This window comes from Zestomonas ipomoeae (assembly GCF_057128665.1).
Genome location: NZ_JBSKHQ010000008.1, coordinates 32,635 through 50,305 on the forward strand (window position 1 = coordinate 32,635; position 17,671 = coordinate 50,305).

Sequence of the window (17,671 nt, forward strand, 5' to 3'; positions counted from 1 at the left end):
TATGGCCGCTAGAGCCGAAAACATGAAGACAACCATCGAATTGCCTCTCCTGCCGCTGCGCGACGTGGTGGTCTATCCGCATATGGTTATCCCGCTGTTCGTCGGGCGGGAAAAATCAATCGAAGCGCTTGAAGCTGCCATGACTGGCGACAAGCAAATTCTTCTGTTGGCACAAAAGAACCCCGCCGATGACGATCCGGGCGAGGATGCCCTTTATCGCATGGGCACCGTCGCGACCGTGTTGCAGTTGCTGAAGCTGCCTGATGGCACTGTGAAAGTGCTGGTGGAAGGCGAGCAGCGGGGCGATATCCAGCGTTTCATCGAAGTGGATGGACACTGTCGGGCCGAAGTCGCGCTGATCGTAGAGGTGGAAGCGGCCGATCGCGAGGCGGAGGTGTTTGTCCGCAGCCTGCTCAGCCAGTTCGAGCAATACGTGCAGCTCGGCAAGAAGGTTCCGGCCGAAGTACTGTCTTCGCTGAACAGCATCGATGAACCGAGCCGGTTGGTCGATACCATGGCTGCACATATGGCGCTGAAGATCGAGCAGAAGCAGGAAATCCTCGAGATTACCGATCTGGCGGCGCGTGTGGAGCACGTGCTGGCTTTGCTGGACGCTGAGATCGACCTGCTTCAGGTCGAGAAGCGGATTCGCGGGCGGGTCAAGAAGCAGATGGAGCGCAGCCAGCGTGAGTACTATCTGAATGAGCAGATGAAGGCCATTCAGAAGGAGTTGGGCGACATCGATGAGGGGCACAACGAACTCGATGACCTGAAAAAGCGCATCGAAAATGCGGGCCTCAGCAAAGAGGCGCATACCAAGGCTACCGCGGAGCTGAACAAGCTCAAGCAGATGTCACCGATGTCTGCCGAGGCGACGGTAGTGCGCTCGTATATCGACTGGCTGGTGAATGTGCCGTGGAAAGCCGAGAGCAAGGTTCGTCTCGACCTGGCGAAGGCGGAGGCCATACTCGACGCCGACCACTACGGTCTGGAAGAGGTCAAGGAGCGCATCCTCGAATATCTCGCCGTGCAAAAGCGAGTGAAGAAGATCAAGGGCCCGGTCCTTTGTCTGGTGGGTCCTCCCGGGGTCGGTAAGACTTCTCTCGCCGAGTCGATTGCCCATGCGACCAACCGCAAGTTCGTGCGCATGGCTCTCGGCGGTGTGCGTGACGAGGCCGAGATTCGTGGCCATCGGCGGACCTACATTGGCTCGATGCCCGGACGGCTGATCCAGCGCATGACCAAGGTCGGCGTGCGCAATCCGCTGTTCCTGTTGGACGAAATCGACAAGATGGGCAGCGATATGCGTGGCGATCCCGCGTCGGCCCTGCTCGAGGTCCTGGATCCGGAGCAGAACCACAATTTCAACGATCACTACCTTGAGGTCGACTACGATCTTTCCGATGTGATGTTCCTCTGTACGGCGAACTCGATGAACATTCCGGCACCACTGCTGGATCGCATGGAGGTCATCAGGCTCCCTGGCTACACCGAGGATGAAAAGGTCAATATCGCGGTCAAATATCTGGCCCCCAAGCAGACCCAGACCAATGGCCTGAAGAAGGGCGAGTTAGAGTTCGAAGAAGGCGCGATCCGCGACATGATTCGCTACTACACCCGTGAGGCCGGTGTGCGCGGGCTGGAGCGTCAGATTGCCAAGGTATGTCGTCGGGCAGTGAAGGAGCATGCGCGCGAGAAGCGGTTCAAGGTCATGGTGACGGCGGATTCGCTGGAGCACTTCCTTGGTGTACGCAAGTATCGCTACGGTCTGGCGGAACAGCAGGACCAGATCGGCCAGGTGACCGGGTTGGCCTGGACCGAGGTGGGTGGTGAATTGCTGACCATCGAGGCGGCGGTCGTGCCTGGCAAAGGGCAACTGACCAAGACCGGCTCCCTCGGCGACGTCATGGCGGAGTCCATTACCGCGGCGCTTACGGTGGTGCGCAGCCGAGCCAAGAGTCTGGGTATTCCTCTGGATTTCCATGAGAAGCGAGACATCCATATTCACATGCCCGAAGGGGCCACGCCCAAGGACGGCCCGAGTGCCGGGGTTGGCATGTGTACTGCGCTGGTGTCAGCACTGACGCAGATTCCAGTGCGTGCTGATGTGGCCATGACCGGGGAGATAACACTGCGTGGTCAGGTATTGGCCATTGGCGGCCTGAAGGAAAAATTATTGGCGGCTCACCGCGGTGGAATCAAAACCGTGATCATTCCCGAAGAGAATGTTCGTGATTTGAAAGAGATTCCTGAGAATATTAAGCAGGACCTGCAGATTAAACCGGTTAAATGGATTGACGAGATCCTGCAAATTGCGCTGCAATACGCGCCGGAGCCCTTGCCTGACGCGGCTCCGGAGATGGTTGCAAAGGATGACACGCGCGAGTCTGACTCCAAGGAGCGAATCAGCACGCATTAGCCGGGGGGCTTCCTTGACACATTTTTCGAGCCCTTGTTATAAAGCGGCTCTTTGTGTGTCGGCAGGCCAACCAGCACCCGCTTTGCTTACACCAAAAACTAAGAAACATACTCATCAGAAATAAGGGGACTTAGAGTGAACAAGTCGGAACTGATCGATGCAATCGCCGCATCTGCTGATATCCCGAAAGCTGTTGCCGGCCGTGCGCTGGACGCTGTGATCGAATCCGTCACTGGCGCTCTCAAGGCTGGTGATTCCGTGGTGCTGGTTGGCTTCGGTACTTTCGCCGTTAAAGAGCGCGCTGCGCGCACTGGTCGCAACCCGCAGACCGGCAAGCCGATCAACATCGCTGCTGCCAAGATCCCGGGCTTCAAAGCTGGCAAGGCCCTGAAAGACGCCGTTAACTAAGCGCCTTCCGGACCTTGTCCTACCAGGTCGGGCACCACGCCTGCCCTGGCTGCGGAGCGGTAGTTCAGTCGGTTAGAATACCGGCCTGTCACGCCGGGGGTCGCGGGTTCGAGTCCCGTCCGCTCCGCCAGTTACTAGAAGGCGCATCCAGTGGATGCGCCTTCTTCTTTTCAGACACTCTACCCGCGCTGCGCGGCCGTCAATTCCTACGGCCGTTTCTGGGGGACGCATGCTGCAGAACATCAGGGACAATTCACAGAGCTGGATTGCCAAGACCATCATCGGCGTTATCGTCGTGCTGCTGGCTTTTACCGGCTTCGATGCCATCTTCAAGGCCACCAGCAACAAGCAGAGCGCCGCTGAGGTAAATGGAGAGGAGATCAGCCTCAACGAACTGAGCCAGGCGGTGGATATGCAACGCCGGCAGTTGATGCAGCAGTTCGGCAAAGACTTCGACGCTTCGCTGCTGGATGACAAGCTGCTGCGCGAGGGCGCGCTGAAAGGGCTGATCGAGCGCCAGCTGCTGTTGCAGAGCGCCCACGAAGCCGGCTTTGGCTTTTCCCAGGCAGCAGTCGATCAGTTGATCCTGCAGACCCCTGAGTTCCAGGTCGACGGCAAGTTCAGCGCCGAACGCTTCGATCAGGTCATTCGCCAGATGGGCTACACCCGCATGCAGTTCCGCCGCATGCTCGAGCAAGAGATGCTGATGGGGCAGGTGCGTGCTGGTATCGCCGGCAGCGGCTTTGTCACCGATGAGGAGGTGGAAGCCTTCGCTCGCCTGGAACGGCAGACCCGCGATTTCGCCACCCTCAAGGTGCCGGCCGACACTGCGTCGGTCGAGGTAAGCGATGAGGACGTCAAGGCCTATTACGATAAGCATGCCGAGCAGTTCATGAGCCCGGAGCAGGTGGTCCTTGAGTATGTCGAACTGAAGAAGGACGCGTTCTTCGACAAGGTCGAGGTAGACGAGGCGGCCTTGAAGGAGATGTATCAGAACGAAGTCGCCAACCTGGCTGAACAGCGCCAGGCTGCTCACATCCTTATCGAAGTGGGTGACGACCTGAACGAGGACCAAGCCAAGGCAAAGATCGATGAGATCGCCAAACGGCTGGAGCAGGGTGAGGATTTCGCCGCGCTGGCCAAGGAGTTTTCCCAGGATACCGGTTCTGCTGCCGAAGGCGGCGATTTGGGTTTTGCCGGCCCTGGCGTCTACGACCCGGCGTTCGAAGAGACTCTGTATGCCCTGAAGCAGGATGAAGTATCGAAGCCAGTGCGCAGCGCCTATGGCTGGCATCTGATCAAGCTGCTGGGGGTTCAGGCGCCTGAGGTTCCGTCGTTTGCCAATATGCGTGACAAACTTGAGCGCGAGCTGAAGGCGCAGCAGGTCGAGCAACGCTTCGTAGAGGCTGCCAAGGACCTGGAGAACGCCGCTTTCGAAGCGTCCGATCTTGCCCAGCCGGCCCAGGAATTGGGGCTCGAGGTCAAGGTCAGCAAGGCATTCGGCCGCGAGGGCGGCGAAGGGCTTGCTGCTAATCGCCAGGTTCTGCAGGCTGCGTTCAGTCCGGAAGTGCTGGAAGACGGCGCCAACAGTGGCGCTATCGAACTCGACCCGGAAACCGTGGTGGTGGTTCGCGTGAAGGAGCATCACAAGCCAGAGCAGTTGCCGCTGGATCAGGTCGCGGCGAGCATTCGCGAACAGTTGGTGAAGCAGCGCGCGAGCGAGGCGGCCGAAGCCAAGGGAGAGGCGCTGCTGGCTGACCTGCGCAAGGGCGAGGAGCAAGGCAAGGATTGGCAGGTGGTTGAGGCGGCCACGCGCAACCAGGAAGGCCTGGAGCCTGTGGTGCTGCAAGAGCTTTTCCGCATGCCCAAGCCGGAGTCCGCCGAGCAGCCGAGCTATGCCGGGGTGGCCTTGGCCAATGGGGACTACGTGGTGATTCGTCTGAGCGGGGTCAGCGAGCCTGAGAAGGTTCTGGCCAGCGAGGAGGAGAAGATCATGTATCGTCGTTTCCTGGCTTCGCGCATGGGGCAGCAGGATTTTGCTGCCTTCCGCCGCTATCTGGAAGCCCACGCCGAGATCGAGCGCTTCTGATAAGCGCGCTGCCTCAAGCAATAAAAAACCCGCACTAGGCGGGTTTTTTATTATCTGCTTGCTGGATCAGTCGTTCAGTGCACCCATGGCGGTGGTGTTGAAGCCGCCATCGACGTAAAGAATCTCGCCGCTGATGCCAGAAGCCAGGTCGGAGCAGAGGAAGGCGCCAGCATTGCCGACTTCTTCGATGGTCACGTTCCGGCGCAGCGGAGTCTGCTGCTCGTTGGCGGCCAGCATTTTGCGGAAGCTCTTGATGCCCGAGGCCGCGAGTGTGCGAATGGGGCCTGCGGATATGGCGTTGACTCGAGTGCCCTCCGGTCCGAGGCTGCCTGCCAGGTAGCGCACGCCGGATTCCAGGCTGGCCTTGGCCATGCCCATTACGTTGTAGTTGGGCATGGTGCGCTCGGCGCCCAGGTAGGACAGCGTCAGCAGATTGCCGTTGCGGCCCTTCATCATGGGGCGGCCGGCCTTGGCCAGGGCTACGAAACTGTAGGCACTGATATCGTGGGCGATGCGGAAGCCCTCGCGGGTGGTCACCTCGGTGAAGTCACCATCGAGCTGGTCGCCCGGCGCGAAACCGACCGAGTGCACGATGATGTCCAGGCCGTCCCACTTCTTGCCCAGCTCCTCGAAGACCTTTGCGATCTCTTCATCGCTGGCGACGTCGCAGGGAAAACACAGCTCGGGCCCCGAGCCCCAGCCGGCGGCGAACTCTTCCACACGCCCCTTGAGCTTTTCATTCTGGTAGGTGAAGGCCAGTTCGGCGCCTTCCCGATGCATAGCCGCGGCGATGCCGGAGGCGATAGACAATTTGCTGGCGACGCCTACGATCAGCGCGCGCTTACCGGCGAGAAAACCCATGTGCGTTCCTTCCTCTTCTAGTTAATCGACAGCCCCTGGCGCCATGAAGGCGGCTTCCAGCAACTGCTGTGTATAGCTGTGCTGCGGCGCGGCGAATATCGCCTGGGCCGGCCCCTGTTCGACTGCCCGACCTTCCTTGACCACCAGCAATTGGTGGCTTAGTGCCCTGACCACCGCCAGGTCATGACTGATGAACAGGTAGGTCAGGTTGTACTTGGCCTGTAGGCCCCGCAGCAACTCCACTACTTGTCGCTGTACCGTGCGGTCGAGCGCCGAGGTGGGCTCGTCCAGCAGAATCAGCGCCGGTTTCAGTACCAATGCCCGGGCAATGGCAATTCGCTGCCGCTGCCCGCCGGAAAACTCATGGGGATAGCGGTGCCGGGTTTCCGGGTCCAGACCTACCTCCAGGAGCGCGTCGATGATTGCCTGTTCCTGCTCCGCTTTCGTACCCATGCGGTGGATGCGCAGACCTTCTCCGACGATCTCAGCCACTGACATGCGCGGGCTCAGACTGCCGTAGGGGTCCTGGAATACCACCTGCATTTGCCTGCGCAGCGGGCGCACCCGCCGCTGATCCAGGTTGTCCAGCGCCTGCCCCTGAAAACGGATGGCGCCCTTACTGCCAAGCAGTCGCAGGATCGCCAATCCCATGGTGGACTTGCCGGAGCCGCTTTCGCCAACGATGCCGAGGGTCTGGCCCTGGGGGAGGCTGAAGCGTATACCGTCCACCGCTTTCACGTAGTCGACGGTACGGCGGAGCAGACCCTTCTTGATGGGAAACCACACGCGTAGATCGTCGACTTCCAACAAGGGGTCACCCGGCGGGCTCGCCACCGGGTCACCGCTGGGTTCGGCACCGAGCAATTCCTGGGTGTAGGGATGCTGCGGTGCATGGAACAGTTCCTCACACGACGCTTGTTCGACGATGCGACCTTGCTGCATGACACATACGCGATGGGCAATTCGCCGGACGAGGTTCAGATCATGGGTGATCAGCAACAGCGCCATACCCATGCGGGCCTGCAAATCCTTCAATAGTTCGAGGATTTTCAGTTGCACGGTGACGTCCAGTGCGGTGGTGGGTTCATCGGCAATAAGAAGCTCGGGCTCGTTGGCCAGCGCCATGGCGATCATCACGCGTTGCCGTTGCCCGCCGGACAGTTCATGGGGATAGGCCCGGAGCCGCTTGCGCGGTTCGGGAATGCCCACCAGTTCGAGCAGCTCGAGGGTACGTTCGGTGGCGGCCTTGCCGGTCAGCCCCTTGTGCAGCGCCAGCACTTCGTTGATCTGCTTCTGAATGGTGTGCAGTGGATTCAGCGAGGTCATCGGTTCCTGGAAAACCATGGCGATGCGGTTGCCGCGGATAGCACGTAGTTGGGATTCATTGCCTCTGAGCAGGTCCTGGCCCTGGTAGACGATACTGCCGGACGGATGACGGGCCGCAGGGTAGGGCAATAGACGTAGAAAGGAATGGGCGGTAACCGACTTTCCCGAGCCGCTTTCCCCTACGAGGGCCAGTGTTTCGCCTTTGCGAATGTCGAAGCTGACGCTGTCCACCGCCCGCTGCACCTGCCCGCCGGCGACGAACTCGACCGACAGATCACGCACTTCGATCAGGTTTTCGCTCATTTCATTTCCTCGGATCGAAGGCGTCGCGTGTGGCTTCGCCGATGAACACCAGCAGCATCAGCATCAGTGCCAGCGCGGAGAAAGCGGTGATGCCCAGCCAGGGTGCCTGGAGGTTGGATTTGCCCTGATGGACCAGCTCGCCCAGGGAGGGGGCGCCGGCCGGCAAGCCGAACCCTAGGTAATCCAGGGAAGTAAGCGTGCCGATGGCGCCGGTCAGGATGAAAGGCATGAAGGTGATGGTCGAGACCATGGCATTGGGCAGGATGTGGCGGAACATGATCGCTCCGTTCTGCATGCCCAAGGCTCGCGCGGCCCTCACGTACTCCAGGTTGCGCCCGCGCAGGAACTCGGCACGCACCACATCCACCAGCGTCATCCAGGAGAACAACAGCATGATGCCGAGCAGCCACCAGAAGTTCGGCTGCACGAAGCTGGAAAGAATGATCAGCAGGAACAGCACCGGTAGCCCTGACCAGATTTCCATGAAGCGTTGCCCGGTCAGGTCGATCCAGCCGCCGTAGAAGCCCTGCAGCGCGCCCGCGAAGATGCCGATGATCGAACTGAAGAGCGTAAGGGTAAGGGCGAACAGGATGGATATGCGAAAGCCGTAGATCACCCGCGAGAGCACATCCCGCGCCTGGTCGTCGGTGCCCAGCCAGTTCTCCGCGGAAGGTGGTGCTGGGGCAGGCACTTTCAGCTCGTAGTTGATGCTGTCATAGCTGAAAGGTATGAGCGGCCAGTACATGGCGCCGCCTTTCTCGCTGATCAGCTCGCGGATGTAGGGGCTCTTGTAGTTGGCCTCGAGCGGAAACTCGCCGCCGAAGGTGGTCTCGGGGTAGCGCTGGAATACCGGAAAGTACCAATGACCGTCGTACCGGATGGCCAGCGGCTTGTCGTTGGCGATCAATTCGGCGCCGAGGCTCAGGGTGAATAGCAGGAGGAATAGCCATAGCGACCACCAGCCGCGCTTGTGGGCTTTGAAGCGGTCGAGGCGTCGACGATTGATGGGAGAGAGCGCCATGGTCAACCCTCCCGGCTTTCGAAGTCGATGCGTGGATCGACCAGTGTGTAGGAAAGGTCGCTGAGCAACTTGGTCAGCAATCCGATCAGGGAAAAGATGAAGAGCGTGCCGAACACCACCGGGTAGTCGCGATTGACGATCGACTCGAAGCCCAGCAATCCGAGACCATCGAGGGAGAAGATGACTTCGATCAGGATGGAGCCTGAAAAGAAGATACCGGTGAAGGCGGCGGGGAAGCCGGCAATGATGATCAGCATGGCGTTGCGAAACACGTGGCCGTAAAGCACACGATTTTCGGTGAGCCCCTTGGCTCGTGCCGTGACCACGTACTGCTTGTTGATCTCGTCGAGGAAGCTGTTCTTGGTCAGGAGGGTGAGGGTGGCGAAGTTGCCGATCACCAGGGCGGTGACCGGAAGCGCAAGGTGCCAGAAATAGTCGATGACTTTGCCGAAGAAGCTGAGCTCATCGAAATTATTCGACGTCAGGCCCTGGAGAGGAAATATGTTCCAGTAGCTGCCGCCCGCGAACAGCACGATCAGCAGGATGGCGAACAGGAACGCCGGAATGGCGTAGCCGACCACGATGGCTATGCTGCTCCAGACATCGAAGCGGCTGCCGTGCCGGGTGGCCTTGAGGATCCCCAGCGGAATGGACACCAGGTAGGTGATCAGCGTGCTCCACAGCCCCAGGGAAATCGACACCGGCATCTTTTCCAGGATCAGGTCGGTGACCTTGGCGTCGCGGAAGAAGCTTTTGCCGAAGTTCCAGTGCAGATAGTTCTTCAGCATGATCCAGAAGCGCTCTGGTGCCGGCTTGTCGAAGCCGTACATTTTTTCCAGCTCATCGATCATTGCCGGGTCCAGGCCCTGTGCGCCGCGGTAACTGGACGAGCCGGCGACGGAAACCTCTGCGCCGCCACCGGAGATCCTCCCGGTGGCACCGCCGGCGGCGGCGTCGAAGCCTTCCAGCTTGGCGATCATCTGTTCCACCGGGCCGCCGGGGGCGGCCTGGATGATCGCGAAGTTGATCAGCAGAATGCCGAGAATGGTGGGGATGATGAGAAACAGGCGACGGAGAATGTAGGACAGCATGTCAGTGCTCCGAGTCTGTCGCAGGGATCTCAGCCGGCTGCTCTACTGCGGCGGGCTTGCTCCACCAAGTCATCAGGCCGATATCGTACTGGGGCGACTGCGGTGGGCGCTGCAGGTGATCCCAGTAGGCCACGCGCCAGGTCTTGATATGCCAGTTCGGTACCACGTAGTGCCCCCAGAGCAGCACACGGTCGAGGGCGTGGGTATGGATCACCAGGCTGCCCCGTGAATCGGCGTTGATCAGCCCCTCGGCCAGTACGTCGATCGCCGGGTCCTTCAGGCCGATGTAGTTGCGGCTGCCCGGATTGTCGGCGCTGGAAGAGTGCCAGTATTCACGCTGCTCGTTGCCCGGTGAGTTCGACTGGCCGAAGCCAGAGACGATCATGTCGAAGTCCCGCGAGCGCAAGCGGGTGATGTACTGCGACACATCCACCCGGCGGATCTGCAGATCGATTCCCAACTCGCTCAGGTTGCGCTTGTACGGCAGGAGCACACGCTCGAACTCCGTCTGAGCCAAGAGGAACTCGATCACCACCGGTTTGCCTTGGCTGTCTACCATGCGGTCGGCTTCGATGCGCCAGCCGGCCTCCTGCAACAGCTGATAGGCGCGGCGCTTCTGCTCACGGATGATGCCGCTGCCGTCGCTGACCGGTACGCGGAATTCCTCGACGAAAACTTGTGGCGGAATCTGCTCGCGCAGCGGTTCGAGAAGTTTCAGCTCCTCCGGGTCCGGCAGGCCCGACGAAGCCAGTTCGGAGTTGTCGAAGTAGCTTTCGGTGCGCGTATAGGCGCCGTTAAAGAGCTGCCGATTGGTCCATTCGAAGTCGAACAGCAAACCCAGGGCCTCGCGAACCCGGCGGTCCTGGAACAGCGGACGGCGAATGTTGAAGATGAACCCCTGCATGCCGACCGGGTTGTGGTTGACGATTTCGTCCTTGATCAATCGGCCCTGCTGCACGGCCGGGGTTTCATAGGCGGTTGCCCAGTTCTTGGCGCTGGTCTCCAGCCAGTAGTCGAACTGGCCGGCCTTGAGGGCCTCGAGGGCCACGGTGTTGTCGCGGTAATAGTCGATGCGGATCTTGTCGAAGTTGTAGAAGCCGCGGGTGACCGGCAGGTCCTTGGCCCACCAGTCCTTGACTCGCTGGTAGCGGATCGAGCGGCCGGCCCTGACCTCGGCGATCTGGTAGGGGCCGCTACCCAGTGGGACTTCGAGGTTGGCGCTGTTGAACTTGCGCTTCTGCGGAAGCAAGCGAAGTTGCTTCAACGCGCCGAGCAGTTCTTCGTGGCCACTGCCGCGCAGCACCAGTTTCAACGTGTTCTCGCCGTCCTGGCGATAGTCCTCGATCAGTTTGAAGGGGGCGCTTGTCGCTTCTGCGGAGCGTGCCGCGGCCCGGAGGTTGAGTGCCAGCGCCTCGGCGGTAATCGGGTCTCCATCGTGGAACTGCGCCTCTTCGTCGAGCTTGATTGTCAGCTCCCTGTCTTCGCTCGCTTCGATGCTTTCGGCAACGCCGTCGTCGCCGAGCCGCGGTTGTTGTGCCGCGTGGCTGTCATCCAGCGCGGTCCACCAGTGCTGCGGCAGAATGGAGAGCTGTCCCAGGATCAGCGGTAGTTCGCGGTTGTCGGTGTGCTTGAAGTCGAAACGCACCCGGTGCTCATCCTCCGCGATGACCTTGGCGATGTCGGCATAGTAGGCGCGATACAGCGGGGCGCCATATTTCATCAGCATGTCGAAGGTGAACACCACGTCCTGTGCGGTCACCGGCTGGCCGTCATGGAAGCGGGCCTGGGGGCGGAGATAGAAGCGGACCCAGGTGTTGTCCGCTGCCTTCTCCATTTTTTCCGCGAGCAGGCCGTATTCGGTGAAGGGCTCGTCCGGGCTGTGGTAGGTCAGGGTGTCGTAGATCAGCCCGATATCGTCGGCGGCAACCCCCTTGTTGATGAACGGATTGAAGCTGTCGAAGCTGCCGAAACCCGCCTGGCGCAGGGTGCCGCCCTTTGGCGCGTCGGGATTGACGAAGCTGAAATGTTCGAAGTCGGCGGGATATTTCGGTGGCTCGTCGTAAAGAGTCAAAGCGTGCTTGGGCGCGGCCGCGGCCAGGCCGCTCAGGCACAGCAGCATGGCGGCGCTGCCGTTGAACAGAAAGGAGCGCAGGGGGCGGATCATCGAGTGTTCTCCGTGGGCTTCAGCCACCAGGCGCGCAGACCCAGCGTGTAGGGCGGCGTGGTAACGAAGGCGAACCGGTTGCGGTATGCCAGGCGGTGGTGATTGATGTACCAGTTGGGTATCGAGTAGTGCTGCCAGAGCAGTATTCGGTCCAGGGCGCGGGTGGCGGCCACCTGTTCGTCGCGGGTCTGTGCCGCCAGCAGTTTCTCCAGCATCGCATCGATCACCGGATGGGCGATGCCCGCATAGTTTTTGCCACCCTTGACGTTCGCCTGGCTGGAATGGAAATACAGCCATTGCTCCAGGCCCGGACTCAGCGATTGTGGCAGGGTCAGCAGAATCATGTCGAAATCGAACTGGTCGAGGCGCTGCTTGTACTGGGCGCGATCGACCGTGCGCAGGCTGACGTCTATGCCGATGCTCTCCAGGTTTTCCCGATACGGCTGGAGGATGCGCTCCAGGCTTGGGTTGACCAGCATGATCTCGAAATGCAGCGGCTGCCCACGCTCGTTCAGCAAGCGCTGACCGGATGGCTTCCAGCCGGCCTCGGCGAGCAGGGTCAAGGCGCGCCGCAGGGTTTCGCGCGGGATGCCCTTGCCGTTGGTTTCCGGCATGCTGAACGGCTCGTTGAACAGGCGTGTCGGCAATTGCTTGCGGTAGGGCGACAGCAGCAGCCATTCATGCCCCTCCGGCTTGCCGGCGGCAGAAAACTCGCTGTTCGGGTAATAGCTCTTGGCGCGGGTGTAGGCGCTGTTGAACAGAGTGCGATTGGTCCATTCGAAGTCGAACATCAGCCCCATCGCCTCGCGCACCTTGCGTTCCGCGAACAGGGGGCGGCGGGTATTCATGAACAGTGCCTGGGTCTGCGTGGGGATCTGGTGGGGAATTTCCGCCCGGATCACCTCGCCGCGGGTAACGGCCGGAAAGCGGTAGCCATTGGCCCAATTCTTCGCCTGATGCTCGATATAGAAATCGAACTCACCGGCTTTGAACGCCTCGAAGGCGACATGATTGTCGCGGTAGAACTCGACCTCGACCCGATCGAAATTGTACTTGCCGCGGTTGACCGGCAGATTCTCGCCCCACCAGTCCTTGACCCGCTCGTAGACCAGGCGGCGACCCGGTACCACCTCGATGATTCGATAGGGGCCGCTGCCCAGCGGCGGCTCGAAGGTGGTCGCCTTGAAATCGCGGCCCTGCCAGTAGTGCTGGGGCAGCACCGGCAGTTCGCCGAGGCGCAGGATCAGCAGGGCATTGTCCGCACGCTTGAAGACGAAGCGAATACGGTGGCGGCCGAGGATATCGACCCGCTTGACTTCCTGCAGGGTGGTGCGGAACTGCGGATGGCCGTCCTGCAAGAGCAGCCGGTAGGAAAAGGCAACGTCATAGGCGGTGATCGGTTGGCCGTCATGGAAGCGTGCCTCCGGCCGCAGGTTGAAGACCACCCAGCTCCGTTCGTCGCTGTATTCGATGCTGCCGGCAATCAGGCCGTAGCTGGACGCCGGCTCGTCGCCTGACGGATCGTATGAGCCGGTTCCCACCATCAGCGGTTCGTTGAAGCCGTTGACGCCGTATTGCAGGAAGTTGGCAGTCGCCTCCGGGCTGGTGCCCTTGAGCGTGTACGGATTGAGCGTATCGAAGGTGCCATAGCCCATGATGCGCAGGGTGCCGCCCTTGGGGGCGTCCGGGTTCACCCAGTCGAAGTGGGTGAAACTGGCCGGATATTTGAGCGTGCCGAACTGTGCATAGCCATGGCTCTCGCTAACCACGGCGAAGGTGGGAAAGCTGATGACCAGGCTGAGGAGCAGCAGGAACAGGGGACGCATCAGGCGGGAGATCCGGTCCGTGGCGGCTTTCGGGCTTCTATGCTGGTACAGTAACAGCTTGTATCGGCAGGAAAAAGCTTGGCTTGGGCGCGGCCCTGCCGTGCTTTCGCGAGCAAGGAGTTCCACAGCCATGGCGGCGATTTGACTACACTCGAACAAAACATGGCGAGGTTTATATTTTGGGCGAACGCAGTCATGGCTTGCAGGCCTGGATCGAACGATTGAACCAGGCCGAATTGCCCGCTTTGGCCGCAGTGGTGCAGGATTTGCACCGCCTTTCCCAGGAAGAGAAAGCTTCGGTGCATCAATTGGCCGATGTGTTGCTGCGAGACGCCTCGCTCACCTCGAAGGTGCTGCGGGTCGGCAATAGCGTGTATTACAACCCCTCCCAGGAGAACATCCGTACGATTTCCCGGGCCATCGTGCTGATCGGCTTCGAAAATGTGCGCCTGATCGGCTTGTCGGTCAGTCTGATCGACAGCCTGCTAGCCAATGCACCGCGGGAACAACTGCAGGAACTCCTGGCGCGCTCCTTTCATGCTGCCGTGCAGGCCCGCAATATCGCCGGCTACGTGCTTTCCAAGCACCAGGAAGAGGTGTTCATCGCGGCCTTGCTGCACAGTGTCGGCGAGCTGGCATTCTGGGGGTGCGGCGGCGACCAGGCCGACGAGCTGGTAAGTGCCCTGGCGCAGCCCGGCGTAATCGCGGAGGAGGCGGTGCGCGAAGTGCTCGGAACCAGCTTCCGCCAGCTGACCCAGGGTCTGGTGAAGAGCTGGAACCTCGGTGACATCGCCAGCCTGGCCCACAGCAGTAGCCTGGGCGACCCGGCGGTGCGTTCGGTGAGTCTTGGCGTGCGCATCAGCGAGGCGGCGCTGGATGGCTGGGACTCGCCTGAGATGGAGAGCCTGGTCGCGGAATTGGCCGAGTTCATCGGCGTCAGTCACGAGGATGCGATGCAGCAAGTGCTGGCCAGTGCCGACGAAACCGTGAAGGTTGCCACCACCTTTGGTGCCAGCAAGCTTTGCAAGCTGATACCCAATACCGACCCCGAGCAGGTTCGCTTGCAGCAGACTCAGCGCAAGGCGCGGTTGCTGCAACCCAATCTGCTGATATTGCAGCAGGCTCTGCAGGACCTGGGCATGATGGTCTCCAAGCGCGGCGACGTCACCATGATCCTCGATACGCTGCTCAAGGGTTTGCACCAGGGAGCTGGCCTCGAGCGGGTGATGCTCTGCGTGCTGGCCGACGGGCAGACGAGTTTTCGAGCCAAGCGGGTGGTGGGAGAGGGTACCGAGCAGTGGCTGGAGAATTTCGTCCTGCCCGCCGAGCAGGCCGAACAACCGCACATATTCAGCTATGTGCTGCGCGATAAAGAAGCGCTGTGGATGGGCGTGCCGGCCAGCTATAGCCTCAACGAGCTGGTGACCCAGCCGATGCGCCAGTTGCTGGGGCAGGGTATGTTCTTCATCGCGCCGCTGATCGCTGAACGAAGAAAGATCGGAGTGCTCTACGCCGACTGCCGGCTTTCCGGTCGGGCGCTCAAGCATGAGCAATTCGTGGCCTTCCAGCGTTTCACCCAACTGACCGGACGTTGCCTGGCGGCGTTGAGCAAGCGCGACTGACGCGACTGAATCACTCGCCGAGGTAGAGAGTCAGCGTTTGTCCTGGCTTGAGCAGGGTGCGGTTGCGCGGGTTCCAGCGCTGCAGCTTTTGCATGTCGACCTTGAAGCGCTTGGCGATCAGGTAGAGCGAGTCGCCTTTTTGCACTTTGTAGTAGGTCACTGCCTGGCGCTCCTCGGTATTGACGCTGGCGAGGCGGCCGGTGGCACCGTCGCCGTTCAGGCGCAATACCTGGCCGACCTTCAGGGCGTTGCCCGACAGCCGGTTCCAGCGCTTCAGGTTGTTGACGCTGACATTGTTGGCCTTGGCAATCTGCCAGAGATTGTCGCCGCTACGCACGCGATAGTTGTGCGGCTGCACAGCGCTTGCCCTGGCGATGTCCTGGGTCAACGTCTGCGGCTTGACGCCCGGTAAGGCCGGAATGCTCAACAACTGGCCCACCCGTAGGTTGTTGCTACGCAGCTTGTTGATTTCCTTGATGGTATTCACGGTCAGCTGGTAGCGGTTGGCGATGGCATGCAGGCTATCGCCTGGACGCACCTGGTATTCCTGCCAGTCGACCAGCTCCTGGGGTGACATCAGGGCGAGGTTGGCGGCCAGCAGTTCCGCCTTGTCGGTAGGGACCAGCAGGAATTGCGGCCCATCCAGGGTTATGCGTTTCTTGAAGGCGGGATTCAGCTGGTACAGTTCGTCCTCATCGACTTCCGCCATTTTCGCCGCTCTCGACAGGTCGAGGCTGTGTTTGACCTCGACGACTTCGAAATAGGGTTCGTTGGCTATCGGGTCGAGGTTCATGCCGTAGGCATCCGGCGCCATCACGATCTGCGAAAGGGCCAGCAGTTTGGGCACGTAGTCCTGGGTTTCCTTGGGAAGCGGCAGGTTCCAGTAGTCGGTGGGCAAGCCCAGTCGCTCGTTGCGCTCGATGGCGCGGCTGACCGTGCCTTCTCCGGCGTTGTAGGCGGCCAGGGCCAGCAGCCAGTCGCCATTGAACATGTCATGCAGGCGCGAGAGGTAGTTGAGGGCCGCGTTGGTCGAGGCGGTGACGTCGCGCCGGCCGTCGTACCAGTTGGTCTGCCGCAGGTTGAAATGGCGTCCCGTCGAAGGAATGAACTGCCAGAGGCCCACCGCGTTGGCGTGTGAATAGGCGAAGGGGTTGTAGGCGCTCTCGATCATCGGCAGCAGGGCCAGTTCGAGCGGCATGTCGCGCTCTTCCAGGCGTTCGACGATGTAGTGCATGTACAGGCTGCCGCGCTCGGAGGCCTTTTCGATGAAGCTGGGGTTGCTGACGAACCACAGCCGCTGGTGTTCGATGCGCGGGTTGATGCTGATTTCGTCTTGCAGCTTGAAGCCGCTGCGCATGCGCTCCCAGATATCTTCGGGGGCGTCTGGCTTGATCGGCAGGGTCAGCCACTCCGGTTGTTGATCGAGGCTGACGGCGAGGTCGGTCTCCTTGCCGGGTGGCTCCTGGTCAAGGCCGCCGAACCCCTGGCAACCGGCCAGGCTGACGGCTAGTGTCGCGACGAGAACTCTGCTGGCCCGTGTCAATGCGTCTCGGATAATGGCTTTTCTAGTTGGCGACGACATTGGCTGGGGAACTGCTCCAGACGTTAAAAGTCGGGCGATTCTAGGAACGCACCCCGGGGTGGTCAAGTTTTCGCCAGACTTACAGTGACCCGGCGCACGTTTTAAAAGTGGTCCTTCCATCGTCTCAGGCTGGCAAAAACCTCTTCGGCAGACTGCGGCGACTCGTCGAAATGCTCGGCTACCCGCTCCCGCACCGCCGGTACCTCCGTGCGCAGGAAGGGGTTGGTCGCCCGCTCCAGGGCCAGTTGCGAAGGCAGGCTCATCCGGCCTTCGGCGCGCCATGCGCCGACCTCGTCGAGGCGGCGCGCGATGGCCTGGTTCTGCGGCTCGACCGCCTGTGCAAAGCGCAGGTTGCTCAGGGTGTATTCGTGGGTACAGTAGATCAGTGTCGCATCGGGAAGCGCGGCCAGGCGACTCAGGGAACGGTGCATCTGCTGCGGGGCACCCTCGAACAGCCGGCCGCAGCCGGCGGCAAACAGTGTGTCGCCACAGAACAGCAAGGGGCGTTGCGAGTCATCAAGGTAGTAGGCGATGTGGCCGAGGGTATGCCCGGGCACTTCCATGATCTGGAACTGCAGGCCGAGCACGTCGATGTGATCGCCTTCGCCCAAGGCGATGTCGCGCACCGGGATATCTTCCCGCGCCGGACCGATGACCCGGGCGCCACAGGCGCTCTTCAACTGCCGTACCCCGCCGATGTGGTCCGGGTGATGGTGGGTGATCAGGATGTCCGACAATTGCCAGCCGTCATGCTCGGCGAGCCAGGCCAGTACCGGGCCGGCATCGCCGGGATCGACCACTGCGCAGCGCCGTGTTTCGCCGTCCTGCAACAGCCAGAGGTAGTTGTCGGTGAAGGCGGGCAGGGCGTCGATCTGTATCATGGCTTGGCTCCGTTGGTCGCTTACGCCACAAGAGCGTATCGCTAAGCTGTAATCAAAGGCACGTCGCACCTTGGAGAT

Annotated in this window: 12 protein-coding genes and 1 tRNA gene; 5 read left to right on the forward strand and 8 right to left on the reverse strand. The window is 61.0% G+C overall.

Translation table 11 applies throughout. From position 1 onward, the window contains the following. Window positions 1–22 precede the first annotated feature (22 nt). The 4 genes from lon (at window position 23) to ACWKV7_RS11005 (ending at window position 4,916) form a co-directional block, all read left to right on the forward strand. Window positions 23–2,419, forward strand: coding sequence for an endopeptidase La (gene lon, locus ACWKV7_RS10990; RefSeq protein WP_483857705.1), 2,397 nt, complete (start codon window positions 23–25; stop codon window positions 2,417–2,419). A gap of 135 nt (window positions 2,420–2,554) precedes the next feature. Then, window positions 2,555–2,827 (forward strand): nucleoid-associated protein HU-beta, encoded by a 273-nt coding sequence (hupB, locus tag ACWKV7_RS10995; protein WP_003282502.1) that lies wholly within the window; start codon window positions 2,555–2,557, stop codon window positions 2,825–2,827. Between the two features lie 53 nt (window positions 2,828–2,880). Beyond that, a tRNA-Asp gene (locus tag ACWKV7_RS11000) sits at window positions 2,881–2,957 on the forward strand. A 99-nt stretch (window positions 2,958–3,056) separates the two neighbouring features. Then, on the forward strand, window positions 3,057–4,916 hold the full coding sequence (locus ACWKV7_RS11005) for a SurA N-terminal domain-containing protein (protein ID WP_483857706.1): 1,860 nt from the start codon (window positions 3,057–3,059) through the stop codon (window positions 4,914–4,916). A gap of 66 nt (window positions 4,917–4,982) precedes the next feature. Here the strand turns inward: ACWKV7_RS11005 and fabI are convergent, their stop codons facing one another. The 6 genes from fabI to ACWKV7_RS11035 are packed head-to-tail and all read right to left on the reverse strand — an operon-like array spanning window position 4,983 to window position 13,508. Beyond that, complete coding sequence (gene fabI / locus ACWKV7_RS11010) at window positions 4,983–5,777, reverse strand: enoyl-ACP reductase FabI (RefSeq protein ID WP_483857707.1); 795 nt, start codon at window positions 5,775–5,777, stop codon at window positions 4,983–4,985. A gap of 21 nt (window positions 5,778–5,798) precedes the next feature. Then, a complete protein-coding gene (locus tag ACWKV7_RS11015) occupies window positions 5,799–7,406 on the reverse strand; it encodes an ABC transporter ATP-binding protein (RefSeq protein WP_483857708.1) in 1,608 nt (535 codons plus the stop codon). A 1-nt stretch (window position 7,407) separates the two neighbouring features. Beyond that, window positions 7,408–8,427, reverse strand: a complete 1,020-nt coding sequence (locus ACWKV7_RS11020) for an ABC transporter permease (protein ID WP_483857709.1) — start codon at window positions 8,425–8,427, stop codon at window positions 7,408–7,410. A gap of 2 nt (window positions 8,428–8,429) precedes the next feature. Continuing rightward, on the reverse strand, window positions 8,430–9,518 hold the full coding sequence (locus tag ACWKV7_RS11025; RefSeq protein WP_483857710.1) for a microcin C ABC transporter permease YejB: 1,089 nt from the start codon (window positions 9,516–9,518) through the stop codon (window positions 8,430–8,432). Window position 9,519: 1 nt separating this feature from the next. Next, complete coding sequence (locus tag ACWKV7_RS11030; protein WP_483857711.1) at window positions 9,520–11,682, reverse strand: extracellular solute-binding protein; 2,163 nt, start codon at window positions 11,680–11,682, stop codon at window positions 9,520–9,522. Further along, a complete protein-coding gene (locus ACWKV7_RS11035) occupies window positions 11,679–13,508 on the reverse strand; it encodes an extracellular solute-binding protein (RefSeq protein ID WP_483857712.1) in 1,830 nt (609 codons plus the stop codon). The genes ACWKV7_RS11030 and ACWKV7_RS11035 overlap by 4 nt, the downstream gene beginning before the upstream one ends. A 179-nt stretch (window positions 13,509–13,687) precedes the next feature. Here ACWKV7_RS11035 and ACWKV7_RS11040 point away from each other — a divergent pair, with 179 nt between their 5' ends. Beyond that, window positions 13,688–15,130: an HDOD domain-containing protein gene (locus ACWKV7_RS11040; RefSeq protein WP_483857713.1), complete on the forward strand. Its 1,443-nt coding sequence runs from the start codon at window positions 13,688–13,690 to the stop codon at window positions 15,128–15,130. Between the two features lie 10 nt (window positions 15,131–15,140). Here ACWKV7_RS11040 and ACWKV7_RS11045 read toward each other — a convergent pair whose 3' ends face one another. Together ACWKV7_RS11045 and gloB are read right to left on the reverse strand one after the other, a co-directional pair. Continuing rightward, window positions 15,141–16,712: a LysM peptidoglycan-binding domain-containing protein gene (locus ACWKV7_RS11045; protein WP_483857714.1), complete on the reverse strand. Its 1,572-nt coding sequence runs from the start codon at window positions 16,710–16,712 to the stop codon at window positions 15,141–15,143. 101 nt (window positions 16,713–16,813) lie between these two features. Then, window positions 16,814–17,593, reverse strand: a complete 780-nt coding sequence (gene gloB, locus ACWKV7_RS11050; RefSeq protein ID WP_483857715.1) for a hydroxyacylglutathione hydrolase — start codon at window positions 17,591–17,593, stop codon at window positions 16,814–16,816. Window positions 17,594–17,671: the final 78 nt, after the last annotated feature.